This window comes from Variovorax sp. J31P179 (assembly GCF_030316985.1).
Classification (GTDB): Bacteria; Pseudomonadota; Gammaproteobacteria; order Burkholderiales; family Burkholderiaceae_C; genus Variovorax; species Variovorax ginsengisoli_B.
Genome location: NZ_JASZYL010000003.1, coordinates 502,432 through 518,278, shown reverse-complemented (window position 1 = coordinate 518,278; position 15,847 = coordinate 502,432). Strand labels below are relative to the sequence as shown.

14 protein-coding genes are annotated in these 15,847 nt (G+C 67.3%); 6 read left to right on the top strand and 8 right to left on the bottom strand.

Annotated features, from left to right (window positions below; all coding sequences use genetic code 11):
• Nucleotides 1-3: 3 nt before the first annotated feature.
• From lpdA (QTI17_RS10630) to QTI17_RS10620, 3 genes are all read right to left on the bottom strand, one after another.
• Nucleotides 4-1,434 carry a dihydrolipoyl dehydrogenase gene (gene lpdA / locus QTI17_RS10630; protein WP_286533000.1) on the bottom strand — a complete coding sequence of 477 codons (1,431 nt, stop codon included), beginning with the start codon at nucleotides 1,432-1,434 and terminating at the stop codon, nucleotides 4-6.
• 10 nt (nucleotides 1,435-1,444) lie between these two features.
• Nucleotides 1,445-2,719 carry a 2-oxoglutarate dehydrogenase complex dihydrolipoyllysine-residue succinyltransferase gene (odhB, locus tag QTI17_RS10625; protein ID WP_286524128.1) on the bottom strand — a complete coding sequence of 425 codons (1,275 nt, stop codon included), beginning with the start codon at nucleotides 2,717-2,719 and terminating at the stop codon, nucleotides 1,445-1,447.
• A gap of 63 nt (nucleotides 2,720-2,782) precedes the next feature.
• On the bottom strand, nucleotides 2,783-5,665 hold the full coding sequence (locus QTI17_RS10620) for a 2-oxoglutarate dehydrogenase E1 component (protein ID WP_286532999.1): 2,883 nt from the start codon (nucleotides 5,663-5,665) through the stop codon (nucleotides 2,783-2,785).
• Nucleotides 5,666-5,942: 277 nt separating this feature from the next.
• Between QTI17_RS10620 and QTI17_RS10615 the strand changes: the two genes are divergently transcribed.
• From QTI17_RS10615 to QTI17_RS10595, 5 genes are all read left to right on the top strand, one after another.
• A complete protein-coding gene (locus QTI17_RS10615) occupies nucleotides 5,943-6,101 on the top strand; it encodes a DUF3606 domain-containing protein (protein WP_286532998.1) in 159 nt (52 codons plus the stop codon).
• Nucleotides 6,102-6,195: 94 nt separating this feature from the next.
• Nucleotides 6,196-7,119 (top strand): non-homologous end joining protein Ku, encoded by a 924-nt coding sequence (gene ku, locus QTI17_RS10610; protein ID WP_286532997.1) that lies wholly within the window; start codon nucleotides 6,196-6,198, stop codon nucleotides 7,117-7,119.
• Entirely contained in the window at nucleotides 7,116-7,958 is an 843-nt protein-coding gene (locus tag QTI17_RS10605) for a tetratricopeptide repeat protein (protein WP_286532996.1), read from the top strand. The genes ku and QTI17_RS10605 overlap by 4 nt, the downstream gene beginning before the upstream one ends.
• Before the next feature lie 43 nt (nucleotides 7,959-8,001).
• Nucleotides 8,002-8,562, top strand: coding sequence for a GAF domain-containing protein (locus QTI17_RS10600; RefSeq protein ID WP_286532995.1), 561 nt, complete (start codon nucleotides 8,002-8,004; stop codon nucleotides 8,560-8,562).
• A 75-nt stretch (nucleotides 8,563-8,637) separates the two neighbouring features.
• Nucleotides 8,638-9,057 carry a hypothetical protein gene (locus QTI17_RS10595; protein WP_286524136.1) on the top strand — a complete coding sequence of 140 codons (420 nt, stop codon included), beginning with the start codon at nucleotides 8,638-8,640 and terminating at the stop codon, nucleotides 9,055-9,057.
• 28 nt (nucleotides 9,058-9,085) lie between these two features.
• Here the strand turns inward: QTI17_RS10595 and QTI17_RS10590 are convergent, their stop codons facing one another.
• Together QTI17_RS10590 and QTI17_RS10585 are read right to left on the bottom strand one after the other, a co-directional pair.
• Nucleotides 9,086-9,685, bottom strand: a complete 600-nt coding sequence (locus QTI17_RS10590; RefSeq protein WP_286532993.1) for an isochorismatase family protein — start codon at nucleotides 9,683-9,685, stop codon at nucleotides 9,086-9,088.
• A 93-nt stretch (nucleotides 9,686-9,778) separates the two neighbouring features.
• The gene (locus QTI17_RS10585) at nucleotides 9,779-10,909 is read right to left on the bottom strand and encodes a PQQ-dependent sugar dehydrogenase (RefSeq protein ID WP_286532992.1); all 1,131 of its coding nucleotides are present in this window, start codon (nucleotides 10,907-10,909) and stop codon (nucleotides 9,779-9,781) included.
• Between the two features lie 222 nt (nucleotides 10,910-11,131).
• Here QTI17_RS10585 and QTI17_RS10580 point away from each other — a divergent pair, with 222 nt between their 5' ends.
• Nucleotides 11,132-11,692 carry a C40 family peptidase gene (locus QTI17_RS10580; RefSeq protein ID WP_286532991.1) on the top strand — a complete coding sequence of 187 codons (561 nt, stop codon included), beginning with the start codon at nucleotides 11,132-11,134 and terminating at the stop codon, nucleotides 11,690-11,692.
• A 70-nt stretch (nucleotides 11,693-11,762) separates the two neighbouring features.
• Here the strand turns inward: QTI17_RS10580 and lpdA (QTI17_RS10575) are convergent, their stop codons facing one another.
• The 3 genes from lpdA (QTI17_RS10575) to aceF are packed head-to-tail and all read right to left on the bottom strand — an operon-like array spanning nucleotide 11,763 to nucleotide 15,831.
• Nucleotides 11,763-13,589 (bottom strand): dihydrolipoyl dehydrogenase, encoded by a 1,827-nt coding sequence (gene lpdA, locus QTI17_RS10575; RefSeq protein WP_286532990.1) that lies wholly within the window; start codon nucleotides 13,587-13,589, stop codon nucleotides 11,763-11,765.
• Nucleotides 13,586-14,176 carry an Ntn hydrolase family protein gene (locus QTI17_RS10570; RefSeq protein WP_286532989.1) on the bottom strand — a complete coding sequence of 197 codons (591 nt, stop codon included), beginning with the start codon at nucleotides 14,174-14,176 and terminating at the stop codon, nucleotides 13,586-13,588. Before QTI17_RS10570 ends, lpdA (QTI17_RS10575) begins: the two co-directional genes overlap by 4 nt.
• A complete protein-coding gene (gene aceF / locus QTI17_RS10565) occupies nucleotides 14,173-15,831 on the bottom strand; it encodes a dihydrolipoyllysine-residue acetyltransferase (protein WP_286532988.1) in 1,659 nt (552 codons plus the stop codon). Before aceF ends, QTI17_RS10570 begins: the two co-directional genes overlap by 4 nt.
• Nucleotides 15,832-15,847: the final 16 nt, after the last annotated feature.

Sequence of the window (15,847 nt, the reverse complement as noted above, 5' to 3'; positions counted from 1 at the left end):
AACTCAGAAGTTCAGCGTGCGCTTGTCGACGGCAAGGGCCGCTTCCTTCGTCGCCTCGGACAGCGACGGATGGGCGTGGCAGATGCGCGCGATGTCTTCGGCGCTGGCCTTGAACTCCATCGCCACCACGGCTTCGGAGATCAGCTCGCTCACCATCGGTCCGACCATGTGGACGCCGAGGATCTCGTCGGTGGCCGCATCGGCCAGGAACTTGACCATGCCGGTGGTGTCGCCCAATGCACGCGCCCGACCGTTCGCGAGGAACGGGAAGGTGCCGGCCTTGTAGGCCCGGCCGCTGGCCTTGAGCTGCTGCTCGGTCTGGCCGACCCAGGCGATTTCCGGGGAGGTATAGATCACCCAGGGAATCGTGTTGAAGTTGACGTGCCCGTGCTGGCCGGCCATGCGCTCGGCCACCGCCACGCCCTCTTCCTCGGCCTTGTGCGCGAGCATCGGGCCACGCACCACGTCGCCGATGGCCCAGACGCCGGGCAGGTTGGTGCGGCACTCTTCGTCGACCTCGATGGCGCCGCGCTCGTCGAGCTTCAGGCCCACTGCTTCGGCATTGAGGCCGATGGTGTTGGGCACGCGGCCGATCGAGACGATCAGCTTGTCGACCTCGAGCGACTGCGCGCCGCCCTTGGCGTCGGTGTAGGCGATCGAGACGCCCTTTTTGCCCGACTTGACCTCGCCGACCTTGACGCCGAGCTCGATCTTGAGGTTCTGCTTGGTGAAGGCCTTGAGCGCCTCCTTGGCGATCTGCTCGTCGACCGCGCCCAGGAAGGTCGGCAGCGCTTCGAGCACCGTGACCTCGGCTCCGAGGCGGCGCCAGACCGAGCCCATTTCGAGGCCGATCACGCCGGAGCCGATCAGCGCCAGCTTCTTCGGCACGGCGCCGATGCGCAGCGCGCCGTCGTTCGAGAGGATGTTCTCCTCGTCGAACGGTGCGCCGGGCAAGGGACGCGCATTGGAGCCGGTCGCGACGATGACCTGCTTGGCGGTGATGCTCTCTTCGGCAGCCCCCTCGACCTTGATTTCGTAGCCGGCGTCGGAGGCCTTCACGAACGAGCCGCGGCCATGGAAGAACGCGACCTTGTTCTTCTTGAACAGGTAGACGATGCCGTCGTTGTTCTGCTTCACGACGGTGTCCTTGCGGGACAGCATCTTGGCGACGTCAAGGCCCAGGCCCTCGACCTTGATGCCATGGTCGGCGAAGCTGTGGCCGGCGTGCTCGTAGTGCTCCGACGACTGCAGCAGCGCCTTCGAGGGAATGCAACCGATGTTGGTGCAGGTGCCGCCGAGGGCGGGACCGCCCTTGGCGTTCTTCCACTCGTCGATGCAGGCCACGTTGAAGCCGAGCTGTGCCGCGCGGATCGCAGCCACGTAGCCGCCGGGGCCGCCGCCGATGACGACGACGTCGAATTGCTTGTCAGACATCCGGTGCTCCTCAGATGTCGAACAGGAGGCGCGACGGATCTTCCAGCGCTTCCTTCATGGCGACCAGGCCCAGCACGGCTTCGCGGCCGTCGATGATGCGGTGGTCGTAGCTCATCGCGAGGTAGTTCATCGGGCGAACGACGACCTGGCCGTTCTCGACCACCGCGCGGTCCTTGGTCGCATGCACGCCAAGGATGGCCGACTGCGGCGGGTTGATGATCGGGGTCGACAGCATCGAGCCGAAGGTGCCGCCGTTGGAGATCGAGAAGGTGCCGCCGGTCATCTCTTCGATGCCCAGCTTGCCGTCCTTGGCCTTCTGGCCGAACTCGGCGATCTTCTTCTCGATGTCGGCGAAGCTCATCTGGTCGGCGTTGCGCAGGATCGGCACCACCAGGCCGCGCGGCGAACCGACCGCGATGCCGATGTCGAAGTAGCCGTGGTAGACGATGTCGTTGCCGTCGACCGAGGCGTTGATCACCGGGTACTTCTTGAGCGCATGCACCGCGGCCTTCACGAAGAAGCTCATGAAGCCGATCTTGACGCCGTGCTCCTTGGTGAACGCATCCTGGAACTTCTTGCGCATCTCCATGACCGGGGCCATGTTGACTTCGTTGAAGGTGGTCAGGATGGCATTGCTCGACTGCGATTGCAGCAGGCGCTCGGCGATGCGCGCGCGCAGGCGGCTCATCGGCACGCGCTCTTCCGGACGGTCGCCGAGGTCGGGCGCGCGGGTCGGCGCAGCAACCTGCGGCAGCGCCGCCTTGGGCGCGCCGGTCGGCACGGGCACGGGTGCCGCCACCTTCGCGGTGGTGCCGGCCGCCACGGCGCCGAGCACGTCGCCCTTGGTGACGCGGCCATCGCGGCCGGTCCCGGCAACGTCACCGGTGCTCAGCTTGTTGTCCGCCAGCAGCTTGGCGGCCGCCGGCATCGCGACGTCGGACTTCGAGCCGCCGGTGGCAGCGGCTGCGGCCGCAGCCGGCGCGGGGGCCGCGGCCGGCGCGGCGGCCGGTGCGGCGGCGGCAGGCGCGGCGGCGCCCGCCTTGCCTTCGGTGTCGATCCGGGCGATCAACTGCTCGGCGGTGACGGTGGCACCGTCGCCCTGGACGATCTCGGCCAGCACGCCCGCCGCGGGGGCCGGCACTTCGAGCACGACCTTGTCGGTCTCGATCTCGATCAGGATTTCATCGATGGCGACGGCATCGCCGGCTTTCTTCTTCCACTGGAGCATGGTGGCTTCGGCCACGGACTCGGACAACTGGGGAACCTTGACTTCTACGATGGACATTTCTATGTGCTCGCTTCGTGTTTCTTTGGAATTGGGTCGGAGCGCACTGGGCGCTCCTTTTTTTTACTTGGTCAGCACGAAGCCTTTGAGCTTGCCGAACGCGCCGTCGACCAGCGCCTTCTGCTGTTCCTGGTGCAGGTGCGAATAACCGACCGCCGGCGATGCCGAGGCGGCACGGCCGGAGTAGCCGAGCTTCTGGCCTTCCTGCATGTTCTCGTGGATGTAGTGCTGCACGAAGAACCAAGCGCCCTGGTTCTGCGGCTCGTCCTGCGACCAGACCACGTCCACCAGGTTCGGGTACTTCTTCAGCTCGGTGGCGAAGGCCTTGTGCGGAAACGGATAGAGCTGCTCGACGCGGATGATCGCCACGTCGTCGGCGCCCTTCTCCTCGCGCTTCTTGGCCAGGTCGTAGTAGACCTTGCCCGAGCAGGCGATCACGCGCTTGACCTTCTCGGCCTTCAGGTCCTTGCTGTCCGGAATGACGGTCTGGAAGCCACCCTTCGTGAATTCGGACAGCGGCGAGGTCGCGTCCTTGTTCCGCAGCAGCGACTTCGGCGTCATGATGATCAGCGGCTTGCGCAGGTTGCGCACCATCTGGCGGCGCAGCACGTGGAAGATCTGGCTCGCCGTGGTCGGCTGCACCACCTGCATGTTGGTGTCGGCCGCCAGCTGCATGAAGCGCTCGAGGCGCGCCGAGCTGTGCTCCGGACCCTGGCCTTCGTAGCCGTGCGGCAGCATCAGCGTGATGCCGTTGACGCGGCCCCACTTGACCTCGCCCGAGGCGATGAACTGGTCGATCACGACCTGCGCGCCGTTGACGAAGTCGCCGAACTGCGCTTCCCAGATCACCAGCGTGTTGGGATCGTTCGAGGCGTAGCCGTATTCGAAAGCCAGCACCGCTTCTTCGGACAGGATCGAGTCGATGACGACGAACGGGGCCTGGTTGTCGGCCACGTTCTGCAGCGGCACATAGGTGCCTTCGTCGAACTTCTCGCGATTCTGGTCGTGCAGCACCGCATGGCGGTGCGTGAAGGTGCCGCGGCCGCTGTCCTCGCCCGAGAGGCGGACCGGATAGCCGCTCGCCACCAGCGAGGCGAAGGCCATGTGCTCGCCCATGCCCCAGTCGACATTGGCGTCGCCGCGGCCCATCGCGGCGCGGTCGTCGAGCACCTTCTTGACCAGCGGATGCACCGTGAAGCCTTCGGGCGCCTTCGTGATGCGTTCGGCCAGACGCTTCCATTCGGCGGTCGGGATCGCGGTGTCGCCGGCGTCGGTCCACTTCTTGTTGAGGAAGGGGCTCCAGTCGACCGCGTACTTGCTCTTGAAGTTGGTCAGCACCGGGTCGGAGGTGTTCTTGCCGGCGTCGAAGGCGGCGCGCTGGGCCTTGACCATGTCGTCGCCGAGCGTGGCGCCGAGGCCCTGGGCCGCTAGCTTGTCGGCGTACAGCTTGCGCGTGCCGGGGTGCTGGGCGATCTTCTTGTACATCAGCGGCTGCGTCAGCGCCGGCGTGTCCTGCTCGTTGTGGCCGAGCTTGCGGAAGCAGATGATGTCGACCACCACGTCCTTCTGGAATTCCATGCGGAACTCGAGGGCGAGCTGGGTGGCCAGCACCACGGCTTCGGGGTCGTCGCCGTTCACGTGCAGCACCGGCGCCTCGATCATCTTGACGATGTCGGTGCAATACAGCGTCGAGCGGCTGTCGCGCGGGTCGCTGGTGGTGAAGCCGATCTGGTTGTTGATCACGATGTGGACCGTGCCGCCCGTGGAGTAGCCGCGGGTTTCGGCCAGCGCCAGCGTTTCCATCACGACGCCCTGGCCCGCGAAGGCGGCGTCGCCGTGCACGATCACCGGCAGCACCTGCTTGCCGAGCGGGTCGGCGCGGCGGTCCATGCGCGCGCGCACCGAGCCTTCGACCACCGGGTTCACGATCTCGAGGTGCGAGGGGTTGAAAGCCAGGCTCAGGTGGACCGGGCCGCCGCCCGTGGTCACGTCGGAACTGAAGCCCTGGTGGTACTTGACGTCGCCGCTGGGCAGGTCTTCGGGCGCCGTGTGGTCGAACTCTGCGAACAGGTCGGCCGGCAGCTTGCCGAGCGAATTGACGAGCACGTTGAGGCGGCCGCGGTGGGCCATGCCGATCACGATCTCCTGGACGCCCTTGATGCCGGCCTGGTTGATCAACTCGTCCATCGCGACGATGAAGCTCTCGCCGCCTTCGAGCGAGAAGCGCTTCTGGCCGACGTACTTGGTGTGCAGGAAGCGCTCGAGACCTTCGGCGGCGGTGAGCCGCTCGAGCACGCGCTTCTTCTGCTCGGCACCCAGCTGCGGGTTGGTGCGGGCGCTTTCGAGCTTCTGCTGCCACCAGCGCTTCTGGCCCTGGTCGGTCATGTACATGTACTCGGCGCCGATGGTGCCGCAGTAGGTCTCGCGCAGTGCGTTCAGCAGGTCGCGCAGCGACATCGTCTCCTTGCCGAAGAAGGTGTTGCTGGTGTTGAACACCGTTTCGAGGTCAGCGTCGGCGAAGCCGTAGAACGAAGGCTCGAGTTCGGGAATGGCCGGACGCTCGGTGCGCTTGAGCGGGTCGAGGTCGGCCCAGCGGGCGCCGACGTTGCGGTAGGCGGCGATCAGCTGCTGGACCGCGGTGCGCTTGCGGCCCAGCTCGGAGTCGGCGCCGCTGGCCACCACCACCTTGGTGGTGCCCTGCTTGGCACGCTCGGCGAAGGCGTTGACCACCGGCAGGTGGGGCACGTCCTTGGCATTGCTGCCGTCGGTGGCGGGCACGTTCTGGAGCGCATCGAAATACGAGCGCCAGTTGTCGGGCACGCTGCCGGGATTGGAGAGGTAGTTTTCGTACATCTCTTCGACATAGGGCGCATTGCCGCCGAAGAGGTAGGTGTTGCCTTGGTAGGCGCTGTAGACGGAAGAACCCGTCGACGAGGAATCGCTCATATTCCGCTGACCTTCGCTTCCCTGAAGGAAGCACTAGCTGGTTAAGAAACCTTCCGCGACACGGCTGGACCGGTTGGCGGATGCGACTGTGGCTGGGGAAGGGCCTGAGTACTCTCGCATTGTGCCACGACGCGCATATGACGGTGCCGGGGGCACTGTTCAAGGCCATGGAGTGCCCGGACATCGGCATCGTCCTGCACGAAGACGCAGGATTTTCCGCCATGCCGGCGCCGAGCCGACGGCCACGATGGCCGCCTACCGAATGGAGAACACTGCCATGTCCGACGAAGCCCACGACCCCATCGACGTCACTCAGGCGGGCGAGATCCAATACTGGTGCGAACGGCTCGGCGTGAGCGAGCATGCGCTGCGCCAGGCGGTGGCGGACGTCGGCCCCCGGGTCGAGCAGGTCGCGGTGCATCTCGGCAAGCAATGACGGGTGCAGCCGGGGGCTCCCGCCCCTGTTCGAAGCCACCGTAAAGTGGCATCCTGCGCATCCTGGGTGCGCCGCACCGTCCTTGGAGGTCCGCATGGCAGCTCGTTCGATCGCTTCCCTGTCCCTGGGTTTCGGTCTGGTCTCCATTCCGGTCAAGCTGTATTCCGCGACCGAGAGCAGCAGCACGGTGAAGTTCAACCTCCTCACTCGCGACGGCTCCCGCGTCAAGCAACAGTACGTGTCCGAAAAAGACCCGGCCACCGTCGTTCCGCGGTCCGAGATGGTCAAGGGCTACGAATTCGAGAAGGATCGCTATGTGCTTTTCACGCCTGATGAACTCAAGGCGGTCGAGGAAAGCGCCAGCCACGCGATCGACATCGTGAGCTTCATTCCCGAGAAGGCGGTCGACCCGATCTACTACGACAAGGCCTACTACCTCGCCCCCGACAAGCGCGGCGGCAAATCCTATTCGCTGCTGCGCGCCGCCATGCAGGAAAGCGGCCGCTGCGCACTCGCGAAATGGGCCTGGAAGGGCAAGCAGTACGTGGTCCAGGTGCGCGCCGCCGAAGACGGCCTGGTGCTGCAGCAGCTGCTCTACGCCGACGAGGTCCGCTCGCTGAAGGAACTCGATATCGAGCAGGTCCAGCCCTCGGACGCGGAGGTGAAGCTCGCGCTCCAGCTGATCGACCAGATCGCCGAGGACAGCTACGACCCGACCCAGTTCGTCGACGAGGAAAAGCAGCGCATCCTGGCCGCCATCGATGCCAAGATCGCCGGCAAGCAGGTGGTCGCGGCCGAGGCGCGCGACGCCGACGCGGGCGGCCAGATCATCGACCTCACCGAAATGCTGCGTGCCAGCCTGGCCCGCGGCGGCACAGCCGGCCAGCGCGCCGCGCGGGCGCCCGCCGACAAGGTCACGCCGCTGGCCTCGAAGGAGCGCAAGGGCGTGAAGCGGGCCAGCGCCAAGGCGCCCGAGGCCGAGGCCCCGGCCCCGGCGCGCGCGCGATCGAGAAAGTGAAGCCTTCGCCGCCGCCGGCGCCCCATACCCTGCGCGGCATCCAGGAGATGCTGGGCCTGTCGCGCAGCGCGGTCGCCAGACTCATCGCCCATGGCTTCGTCAGCCCATCGCGCGGACCGCGCAACGAATACCGCTTCTCGTTTCGAGACGTCGTCCTGTTGCGCACCGCCCACAAGCTGCAACTGGCCGACATCCCGACGCGCAAGATCGTGCGCGCGCTGCAGCGGCTCAAGGGCACGCTGCCAGCCGAACTGCCGCTGAGCGGACTGCGGATCACCGCCGTCGGCAGCGAGGTCGCCGTGCACGAGCGGGGCAGCCGGTGGGCGGCCGAGTCGGGCCAGTTGCTGATGGATTTCGATGTCGCGGCGATGAGCGGCACCGTGGCCTTCGTCGAGCGCGGCCCGGCCGAGGCGCCGGCGCTGGTCCAGTCGTCGCCCGAGACGCTGTTCGCGCAAGCCGAGGCCCTGGAGGCGAGCGACCCGGCAGCGGCCGAGCGCGCCTACCGCCGCCTGCTCGAGGGCGCGCCGGCGTATGCCGACGCCTACCTGAATCTCGGCGCCCTGCTCTGCGAATCGGGCCGCCATGCGGAGGCCGTGGCGCTCTACGACGAGGCGCTCGCCCAGCGCCCCGAGGTCGCCCTGCTGCATTTCAACCGCGCGGTGGCGCTGGAAGACCTGGAGCGCTACCGCGAGGCCCTGATGGCCTACGACCGCTGCCTCACGCTCGACCCGGGCCTGGGCGACGCTCACTTCAATGCGGCGCGCCTGCACGACCACCTGGGAGACGAAAAGAAGGCGATCCGGCACTTCAGCGCCTATCGACGCCTCCAGGACAAATGAACGAGTTCGGCTTTTTTCACTCTGGCGGCAGAATCGGCACTCCATGAAAACGATTCTCGACACGAGCCCCGACCCTGCGGACGACTGGGCGACGCGGCTCACCGCTGTGACGGCCGACGCCGACCTGCGCGCCAGCGGCCTGATCGAGGTCTCGATCGGCAGCCTGTTGCGTGTGGTGCGCGAGCAGCTCAAGCTGGAGGTGGTCTTCATCGGCGAGTTCGTCGACGGCGCCCGGGTGTTCCGCCACATCGCCTCGCGCACCGAAGACGCCGTCATCAAGCAGGGCGAGGGCCATCCCCTCGACGAAACCATCTGCCAGCGCATCGTCGACGGCCGCATGCCGTGCCTGACGCCGGACGTCGCAAGTGTCCGTTCGGACTACGGACTTCCCCTCTACTACGAAGCGCTGGGCGCCCATATCGGTGTGCCGGTGCGCCTGTCGGACGGCACGCTGTACGGCATGTTGTGCGGCTTCAGTTTCGCGGCCTGCCCCCATCTGGACGAGCGCGACGTCCGGCGCCTGGAGATGGCCGCCCACGCCACGGCGCGGCTGATCGCGCAAGCCGAAGGGCGCGACTTCGAGCCGCTCGCCTTTGCCCACTGAGGCCCGGTCGCGAGCCATCCCCATCCCCCATATGGCGGATTCACTTCCGCGCGCGCCTCGTCCAGACTGGGGCCAGTGACTCCCCATCGCTCCGCCGCCATCGTTTCGGTACGCCGCAAGTCGGCACTGCTGGCGGCCATCTCCCTGCTGCTGGCCGCCGCCGCGCTGCAAGGCTACGCGGCGGGCTACCCGCTCGGCATGGCGCTGCTGGCGGCCGCCACCGTGCAGGCCGGCATCTGCCTGACCATGTTCAGCAGCCGGCTGCTGAAGACCGTGCTGGCGGCCAATTTCTTGCTGTTCCTCTGGCACGCCCTGGTCATCAGCCATTTCCTGACCCCTGACGGCGGGCCGGCCGTGTTCCAGCTCGGCGACTTCGCCTCGGCCGTGCTCGGCAGCGCCTCGTTGGTGTTCACGCCGGTGGAGACCATGGCCCTGATCGTCCGCGACGCCTATCTGAAGCGGCTCCGGCGGCCCCGTCGCGGCGCCCCGCCCTGAAGCGCCCCGCGTCTCGAGGGTCCGGCCGTCAGCGAATCAGGGCCTGCAGTTCCCTGAACCGCGGATGCTCGGCCGTGCGCAGCCATTCGAAGCCGACCATCTCGGTGGTCACGAGTTCGGCACCCGCGCCGGCCAGCCGGTCGAAGGCGGCGTCGCGGTTGCGCTCGGTGCGCGAACTGCACGCATCGGTCACGACCCAGACCTCGAACTCGTCCTCGAGCAGGTCGAGCGCCGTCTGCAGCAGGCAGACGTGGGCCTCGCAGCCGGCGATCACGATGGTGTTGCGCTCCTCGGCCGCGGCGGGCTTCTGCAAGTGCTTGGGAAGGCTGCGGGCGTTGCCTTGCGGCGCTTTCACGGGCACGCGCAGCCATTCGCCCAGGCCCTCCTCGGCGCCGCTGAAGTGCATCTTGGCCAGCGTGCGCTGGCACAGCGCGCGGATCTCAGGCAGGTTCTCGCCGAGCTTGGACGGATTCTGCTCGGTGCCCCAGATCGGGACCTCCACCAGCCGGGCCATTTCTCCCAGCCGGACCGCGTTCTTCGCGACGGCCTCGGCCTCGAAAATGGCCGGCATCAGGCGCGCCTGGTAGTCGACCAGGACCAGTTGGGATTGGGAGGCATCGAGCAGCATGGGAGTCTTTCGCGAAATACGGTGTGATCCCGGACCGTACCACCGATGCACGGGGACTTCCGGCCCGCGCGTGCTGCGGCGGCGGAACGTGCTTCAGTCGGGCCGCAGCCGGATCAGCTTGCCGTTCGACTCGTCGGTCAGGATATAGAGCAGGCCGTCCGGCCCCTGCTTGACGTCGCGGATGCGCGCCTTGCCGTCTTCGAGCAGCTTCTGCTCGGACGCGACCTTGCCGTCCTTGAGGACGATCCGGTCCAGGTAGCCGAACTTGAGCGAGCCCACGAAGAGGTTGCCCTTCCAGGTCGCGCCGTAGCGGTCGCTGGTCAGGAAGGCCATGCCCGACGGGGCGATCGAGGGCACCCAGTAGTGCAGCGGCTGCTCCATGCCCTCCTTCTGAGTGATGCCGTCGCCGATCTTGCCGCCGCCGTAGTTCTCGCCGTAGGTGATCACCGGCCAGCCGTAGTTGCGGCCGGCCTGCGGGACGTTGATCTCGTCGCCGCCCTGCGGTCCATGCTCGTGCATCCACAGCTTGCCATCGGGCCCCAGCGTCGCGCCCTGGCCATTGCGGTGGCCATAACTCCAGATCTCGGGCAGCGCGCCGGCCTGGCCGACGAAGGGATTGTCCCTGGGCACCGAACCATCCTTGCCGATACGCACGATCTTGCCCAGGTGGTTGTCGAGTTTCTGCGCGTCTTCCTTGCGGCTGAAACGCTCGCCCAGGGTCAGGAACAGCGTTTCGTCCGCGGCCTCGACGATGCGGCAGCCGAAATGGTTGCGGCTGACCACCTTGGGCCGCTGGCTGAATATCACCCTGACTTCCTCGAGGCGGCTGGCGTCGGCGGACAGCCGGGCGCGCGCCAGCGCGGTGCCGTTGGCCGGGCCGCCCGCCTCGGGTTCGGAAAAGCAGAAGTACAGCGTGCGGTTCCGGTCGAAGGCGGAATCGGCCAGCACGTCGAGCAGCCCCCCCTGCCCGCCCGCCGCGATCGGTGGCAGCCCGGCCAGCGGTGCGCCGAGTTGGCCGTCTGCCGCCACCACCCGCAGCCGCCCGGGCCGCTCGGTGACCAGAAAGCGCCCGTCCGGAAGAAAGGCGACGCCCCAGGGGTTCTCGAACCCGGCCGCGACGATCTCCGGCCGCGGTGCCGCCTGCGCCACGCCGAGGGTCGCCAGGGACGCGAAAAGGAAACGGGCGAGCCCTTGGCGAACCCGCGAAAGCAGCAACGATTTCATGTTTTCCTTGGCGTCGGCGGATTTCCGGGCCGGTGCCATTTCAACCCGAATTGCAAATCTTTTGCATTACATCCAGCAAAGAACTTATGGCCCATAACGTTGACTTTTACATTTGGGTATGTGAGAAATGGAAAAAATCCTTTCTCCGACAACTGTTTACGTGCAGAATCCCGAATCCGCATGAAATTGACACCCCAAGGTGTCGTCCATATCCTACGCGCCATGCGACTTTTTCTCCTCACCGCCAGCCTGCTGCTCGCCCTCCACGCACACGCCGCGCCGCAGCTGGATCCGACCACCGACCCGCAGACGGGCACCCCGGTCGCCGAGAAGACCCTGCTGGGCCAATTCCACCAGGTTCGCCAGACGGTCGCCGATCGCACCTCCGACCTCGTGGTGACCGCCATCGGCTTCCTGGGCGTCCCCTACCGCCGCGGCGGCAACACGGCCGAGACCGGTTTCGACTGCAGCGGCTTCGTCCGCGCCATGTACACCCAGACGGTCGGCCACCTGCTGCCGCGCCGGGCCGAAGAACAGGCCGCCGCCACCCAGAAGATCGACCGCAGCGAGCTCAAGCCCGGCGACCTGGTGTTCTTCAACACCATGCGCCGCGCCTTCAGCCACGTCGGGATCTATGTCGGCGAGGGCAAGTTCATCCATTCCCCCAAGCCCGGCGCGCAAGTGCGGGTCGAAGACATGAGCGGCAGCTACTGGCAGCGCCGTTTCAGCGGCGCCCGCCGGGTCGCCGCGGCGCAGGACGAGGTCAAGGCCTCGGGCGACTGATACCGCCCTGCTCCGGACGAAAAAAATCCCGCGCCAGGCGGGATTTTTTCATGGGGCGGCAAGCCGCCGCTCAGCGCTTCACCGGCGGCAGGTCGGTGCAGTGGCCATGGACCGCCTCCGCCGCCAGCCCGATGCTCTCGCCCAGCGTCGGATGCGGATGGATAGTCTTGCCGATGTCGTAGGCGTCCGCGCCCATCTCGATCGCCAGCGCGATTTCGCCGATCATGTCGCCAGCGTGGGTGCCGACGATGCCGCCGCCGACGATGCGGTGCGACTCGGCATCGAACAGCAGCTTGGTGAAGCCCTCGTCGCGGCCGTTGGCGATCGCCCGGCCCGAGGCGGTCCAGGGGAACAGGCCCTTCTCGATCTTCACGCCTTCGGCCTTGGCCTGGTCTTCGGTCAGGCCGACCCAGGCCACTTCGGGGTCGGTGTAGGCCACGCTCGGGATCACGCGGGCATTGAAAGCCGCGCTCGCCAGTTCCTTGTCGCCCTTCTGCTCGCCGGCGATCACCTCGGCCGCCACGTGCGCCTCGTGCACCGCCTTGTGCTCCAGCATTGGCTGGCCGACGATGTCGCCGACCGCGAAGATATGGGGCACGTTGGTCCTCATCTGGATGTCGACCGGGATGAAGCCGCGGTCGCTGACCGCGACACCGGCCTTCTCGGCGCCGATCTTCTTGCCGTTGGGGCTGCGGCCCACGGCCTGCAGCACCAGGTCGTACAACTGCGGCTCCTTCGGCGCCTGCTCGCCCTCGAACGTCACGCGGATGCCATCCTTGGTGGCTTCGGCGCCCACGGTCTTGGTCTTCAGCATGATGTTGTCGAAGCGCGGCGCGTTGAGCTTCTGCCAGACCTTGACCAAATCGCGGTCGGCGCCCTGCATCAGCCCGTCGAGCATCTCGACCACGTCGAGCCGCGCGCCCAGGGTCGAATAGACCGAGCCCATCTCGAGCCCGATGATGCCGCCGCCGAGGATCAGCATGCGCTTGGGCTCGATGCCGAGTTCGAGCGCGCCGGTGGAGTCGACCACGCGCGGGTCCTTCGGCATGAAGGGCAGGTGCACGGCCTGCGAACCGGCCGCGATCACGCAGTGCCGGAACTTGACCGTCTGCGCCTTGCCGGTGGTGGCCTGGCCGTCGCCGCTGGTTTCCTGCACCTTGACATGGAAGGGATCGATGAACTCGCCGATGCCGCGCACCGTCGTGACCTTGCGCATCTTGGCCATCGCCGCCAGGCCGCCGGTGAGCTTGCCCACCACCTTGTTCTTGCGCCCGAGCAGCTTGGCGCGGTCGATCTTCGGTTCGCCGTAGCTGACGCCGAGGTCGGCGAAGTGCTTGACCTCGTCGATCACCGCGGCGACGTGCAGCAGCGCCTTCGACGGGATGCAGCCGACATTGAGGCAGACGCCGCCGAGCGTCGCGTAGCGCTCGACCAGGATCACCTTGAGGCCGAGATCGGCGGCGCGGAAGGCGGCCGAATAGCCGCCCGGGCCGGCGCCGAGCACCAGCAGATCGCAGTCGTGGTCGACCGAACCGGTGTAGCTCGATGCGGCGGCAGGCGCGGGGGTCGCCGCAGCCGGGGCCGGCTTCGGTGCCGACGCCTGGCTTGCGGCAGGGGCTGCTGCCGCCGGTGCCGGCGCAGGCGCCGCGGCGGCGCCTTCGGCCGCCTCCAGCGTCAGCACCACCGAGCCCTCCTTGACCTTGTCGCCGACCTTCACGGCCACCGACTTGACCACGCCGGCCGCGGACGACGGAATCTCCATCGAGGCCTTGTCCGACTCCACCGTGATCAGCGACTGCTCGGCCTTCACCGTGTCGCCGGCCTTCACCAGCACCTCGATCACCGCGACTTCATCGAAATCGCCGATGTCCGGCACCTTGACTTGTACTTCGCTCATTTGGACACCTTCAGTTTGAGTGTGAGAACGTCGACCGGACCGGCCGAATTGCGATCGAATTCGCAGGCCGCCGCAACGCCGGCCTCGGCGACATCGCGCGCCGAACGCGCCTTGTCGTAGACCGCGTGCATGGCGCCGAGTGCGAAGCTGCGTCCCGAGCCGATGCTCCAGAACTGCTTGAACTCGAACACCTCGCGGTAGCTGTAGATGCCGTAGATGCCGCTGGCATTGGCCAGCAGCATCGTGAACTGGCTCGACTCGTAGGGCTCGTGCTCGTCTTCCTTGGCCTGCAGGAAGAACGAGTCCTTGAGCACCGGGTGCAGCAGCGTGAAGGTGCGAAAGATCTCGTCCTTGCTGCCGAAGCGCAGCGCCTCGGGGGGCTGCGCCGCCAGCGCATGCTGGAGCACCAGAAAGTGCGCCGCCGCGCCGGCCACCGCGAAGATGCTCTGCCCGCCCGCATCGTTCACCATGAACAGCTTCTGGTTGGCTTCGGCGCGGTGCGACAGGCGCGTGTCGCCGAAGGTCACGAGCGAATCCGCCGCCATCACGACCTGGCCGCCCTTGCGGACGGCCACCACCGTGGTCATAGGAGAACGCGTCTGAAGTCCGCGAGCACCTGGCCCAGGTAGGCGTTGAATCGCGCCGCCGCAGCACCGTCGATGACGCGGTGGTCATAGGACAGCGACAGCGGCAGCGTCAGGCGCGGCACGAACTGCTTGCCGTCCCACACCGGCTTCATCTGGCCCTTCGACAGGCCCAGGATCGCGACCTCGGGCGCGTTGATGATCGGCGTGAAGTGCGTGCCGCCAATGCCGCCCAGCGAGCTGATCGAGATGCAGCCGCCTTGCATGTCGGCCGAACCGAGCTTGCCGTCGCGCGCCTTCTTGGCCAGATCGCCCATTTCCTGGCTGATCTGCAGCACGCCCTTCTTGTCGGCGTCCTTGAGCACCGGCACCACCAGCCCGTTCGGCGTGTCCGCCGCGAAGCCGATGTTGTAGTACTGCTTATAGACCAGCTGGTCGCCATCCAGGCTGGTGTTGAAGTCGGGGAACTTCTTCAGTGCCGAGACCATGGCCTTGATCACGAAGGCCAGCATCGTCACCTTGACGCCCGACTTCTCGTTCTCCTTGTTGGTCGCGACCCGGAAGGCCTCCAGCTCGGTGATGTCGGCCTCGTCATTGTTGGTGACGTGCGGAATCATCACCCAGTTGCGGTGCAGGTTGGCGCCGCTGAGCTTCTTGATGCGCGACAGGTCCTTGCGCTCGACCGTGCCGAACTTGGTGAAGTCGACCTTCGGCCACGGGATCAGGCCGAGCGCCTCGCCGCCGCCGCCCGCGGGCGCCTTGGCGCCGGCGGCCTTGGTGCTGGCCGCGCCGCTCATCACCGAGCGGGTGAAGCTCTGCACGTCTTCCTGGGTGATGCGGCCCTTCGGCCCGCTGCCCTTGACTTCCTCGAGCGGCACGCCGAGTTCGCGCGCGAACTTGCGCACCGAGGGCGAGGCGTGCGGCATCTTGCCGCTGGGCGCAACCGTCGGGTCGTGCGCGGGCGGGGCGGCGGCCGGTGCGGACGCCGCCGGAGCCGGTGCCGACGCGCTGGCCGGTGCCGCTGCCGCAGCGGCCTGTGCCGGTGCCGGTGCCGCAGCCGCGGGCGCCGCGGCGCCCGCGGTGCCTTCGATCACCGCGATCAGGTCGCCGATGTTGACCGTGTCGCCGACCTTGACCTTGAGTTCCTTGAGCACGCCAGCCGCCGACGACGGGATCTCCATCGAGGCCTTGTCGGACTCGACCGTGATCAGGGATTGCTCGGCCTTGATCGTGTCGCCGGGCTTGACCAGCACCTCGATCACCGCGACGTCCTTGAAGTCGCCGATGTCGGGCACCTTGATGTCGATCGGGCCCGCCGCCGCGGCCGGCGCAGGGGCAGCGGCCGCAGGTGCCGGTGCTGCCGCCGCGGCAGGCGCGGGAGCAGCTGCCGCGGGCGCCGAGGCCGCCGGCGCGGCCGCGCCCTCGCCTTCGAGCACCAGCACCACCGAGCCTTCCTTGACCTTGCTGCCGACCTCGACCTTGAGTTCCTTGACCACGCCGGCCTGGCTCGACGGAATCTCCATCGAGGCCTTGTCCGACTCCACGGTGATGAGCGACTGCTCGGCCTTCACCGTGTCGCCGACCTTCACCAGCACCTCGATCACCGCGACCTCGTCGAAGTCGCCGATGTCCGGCACCTTGATTTCCACTGTTGCCATGTCGTGTCTCCCGCCC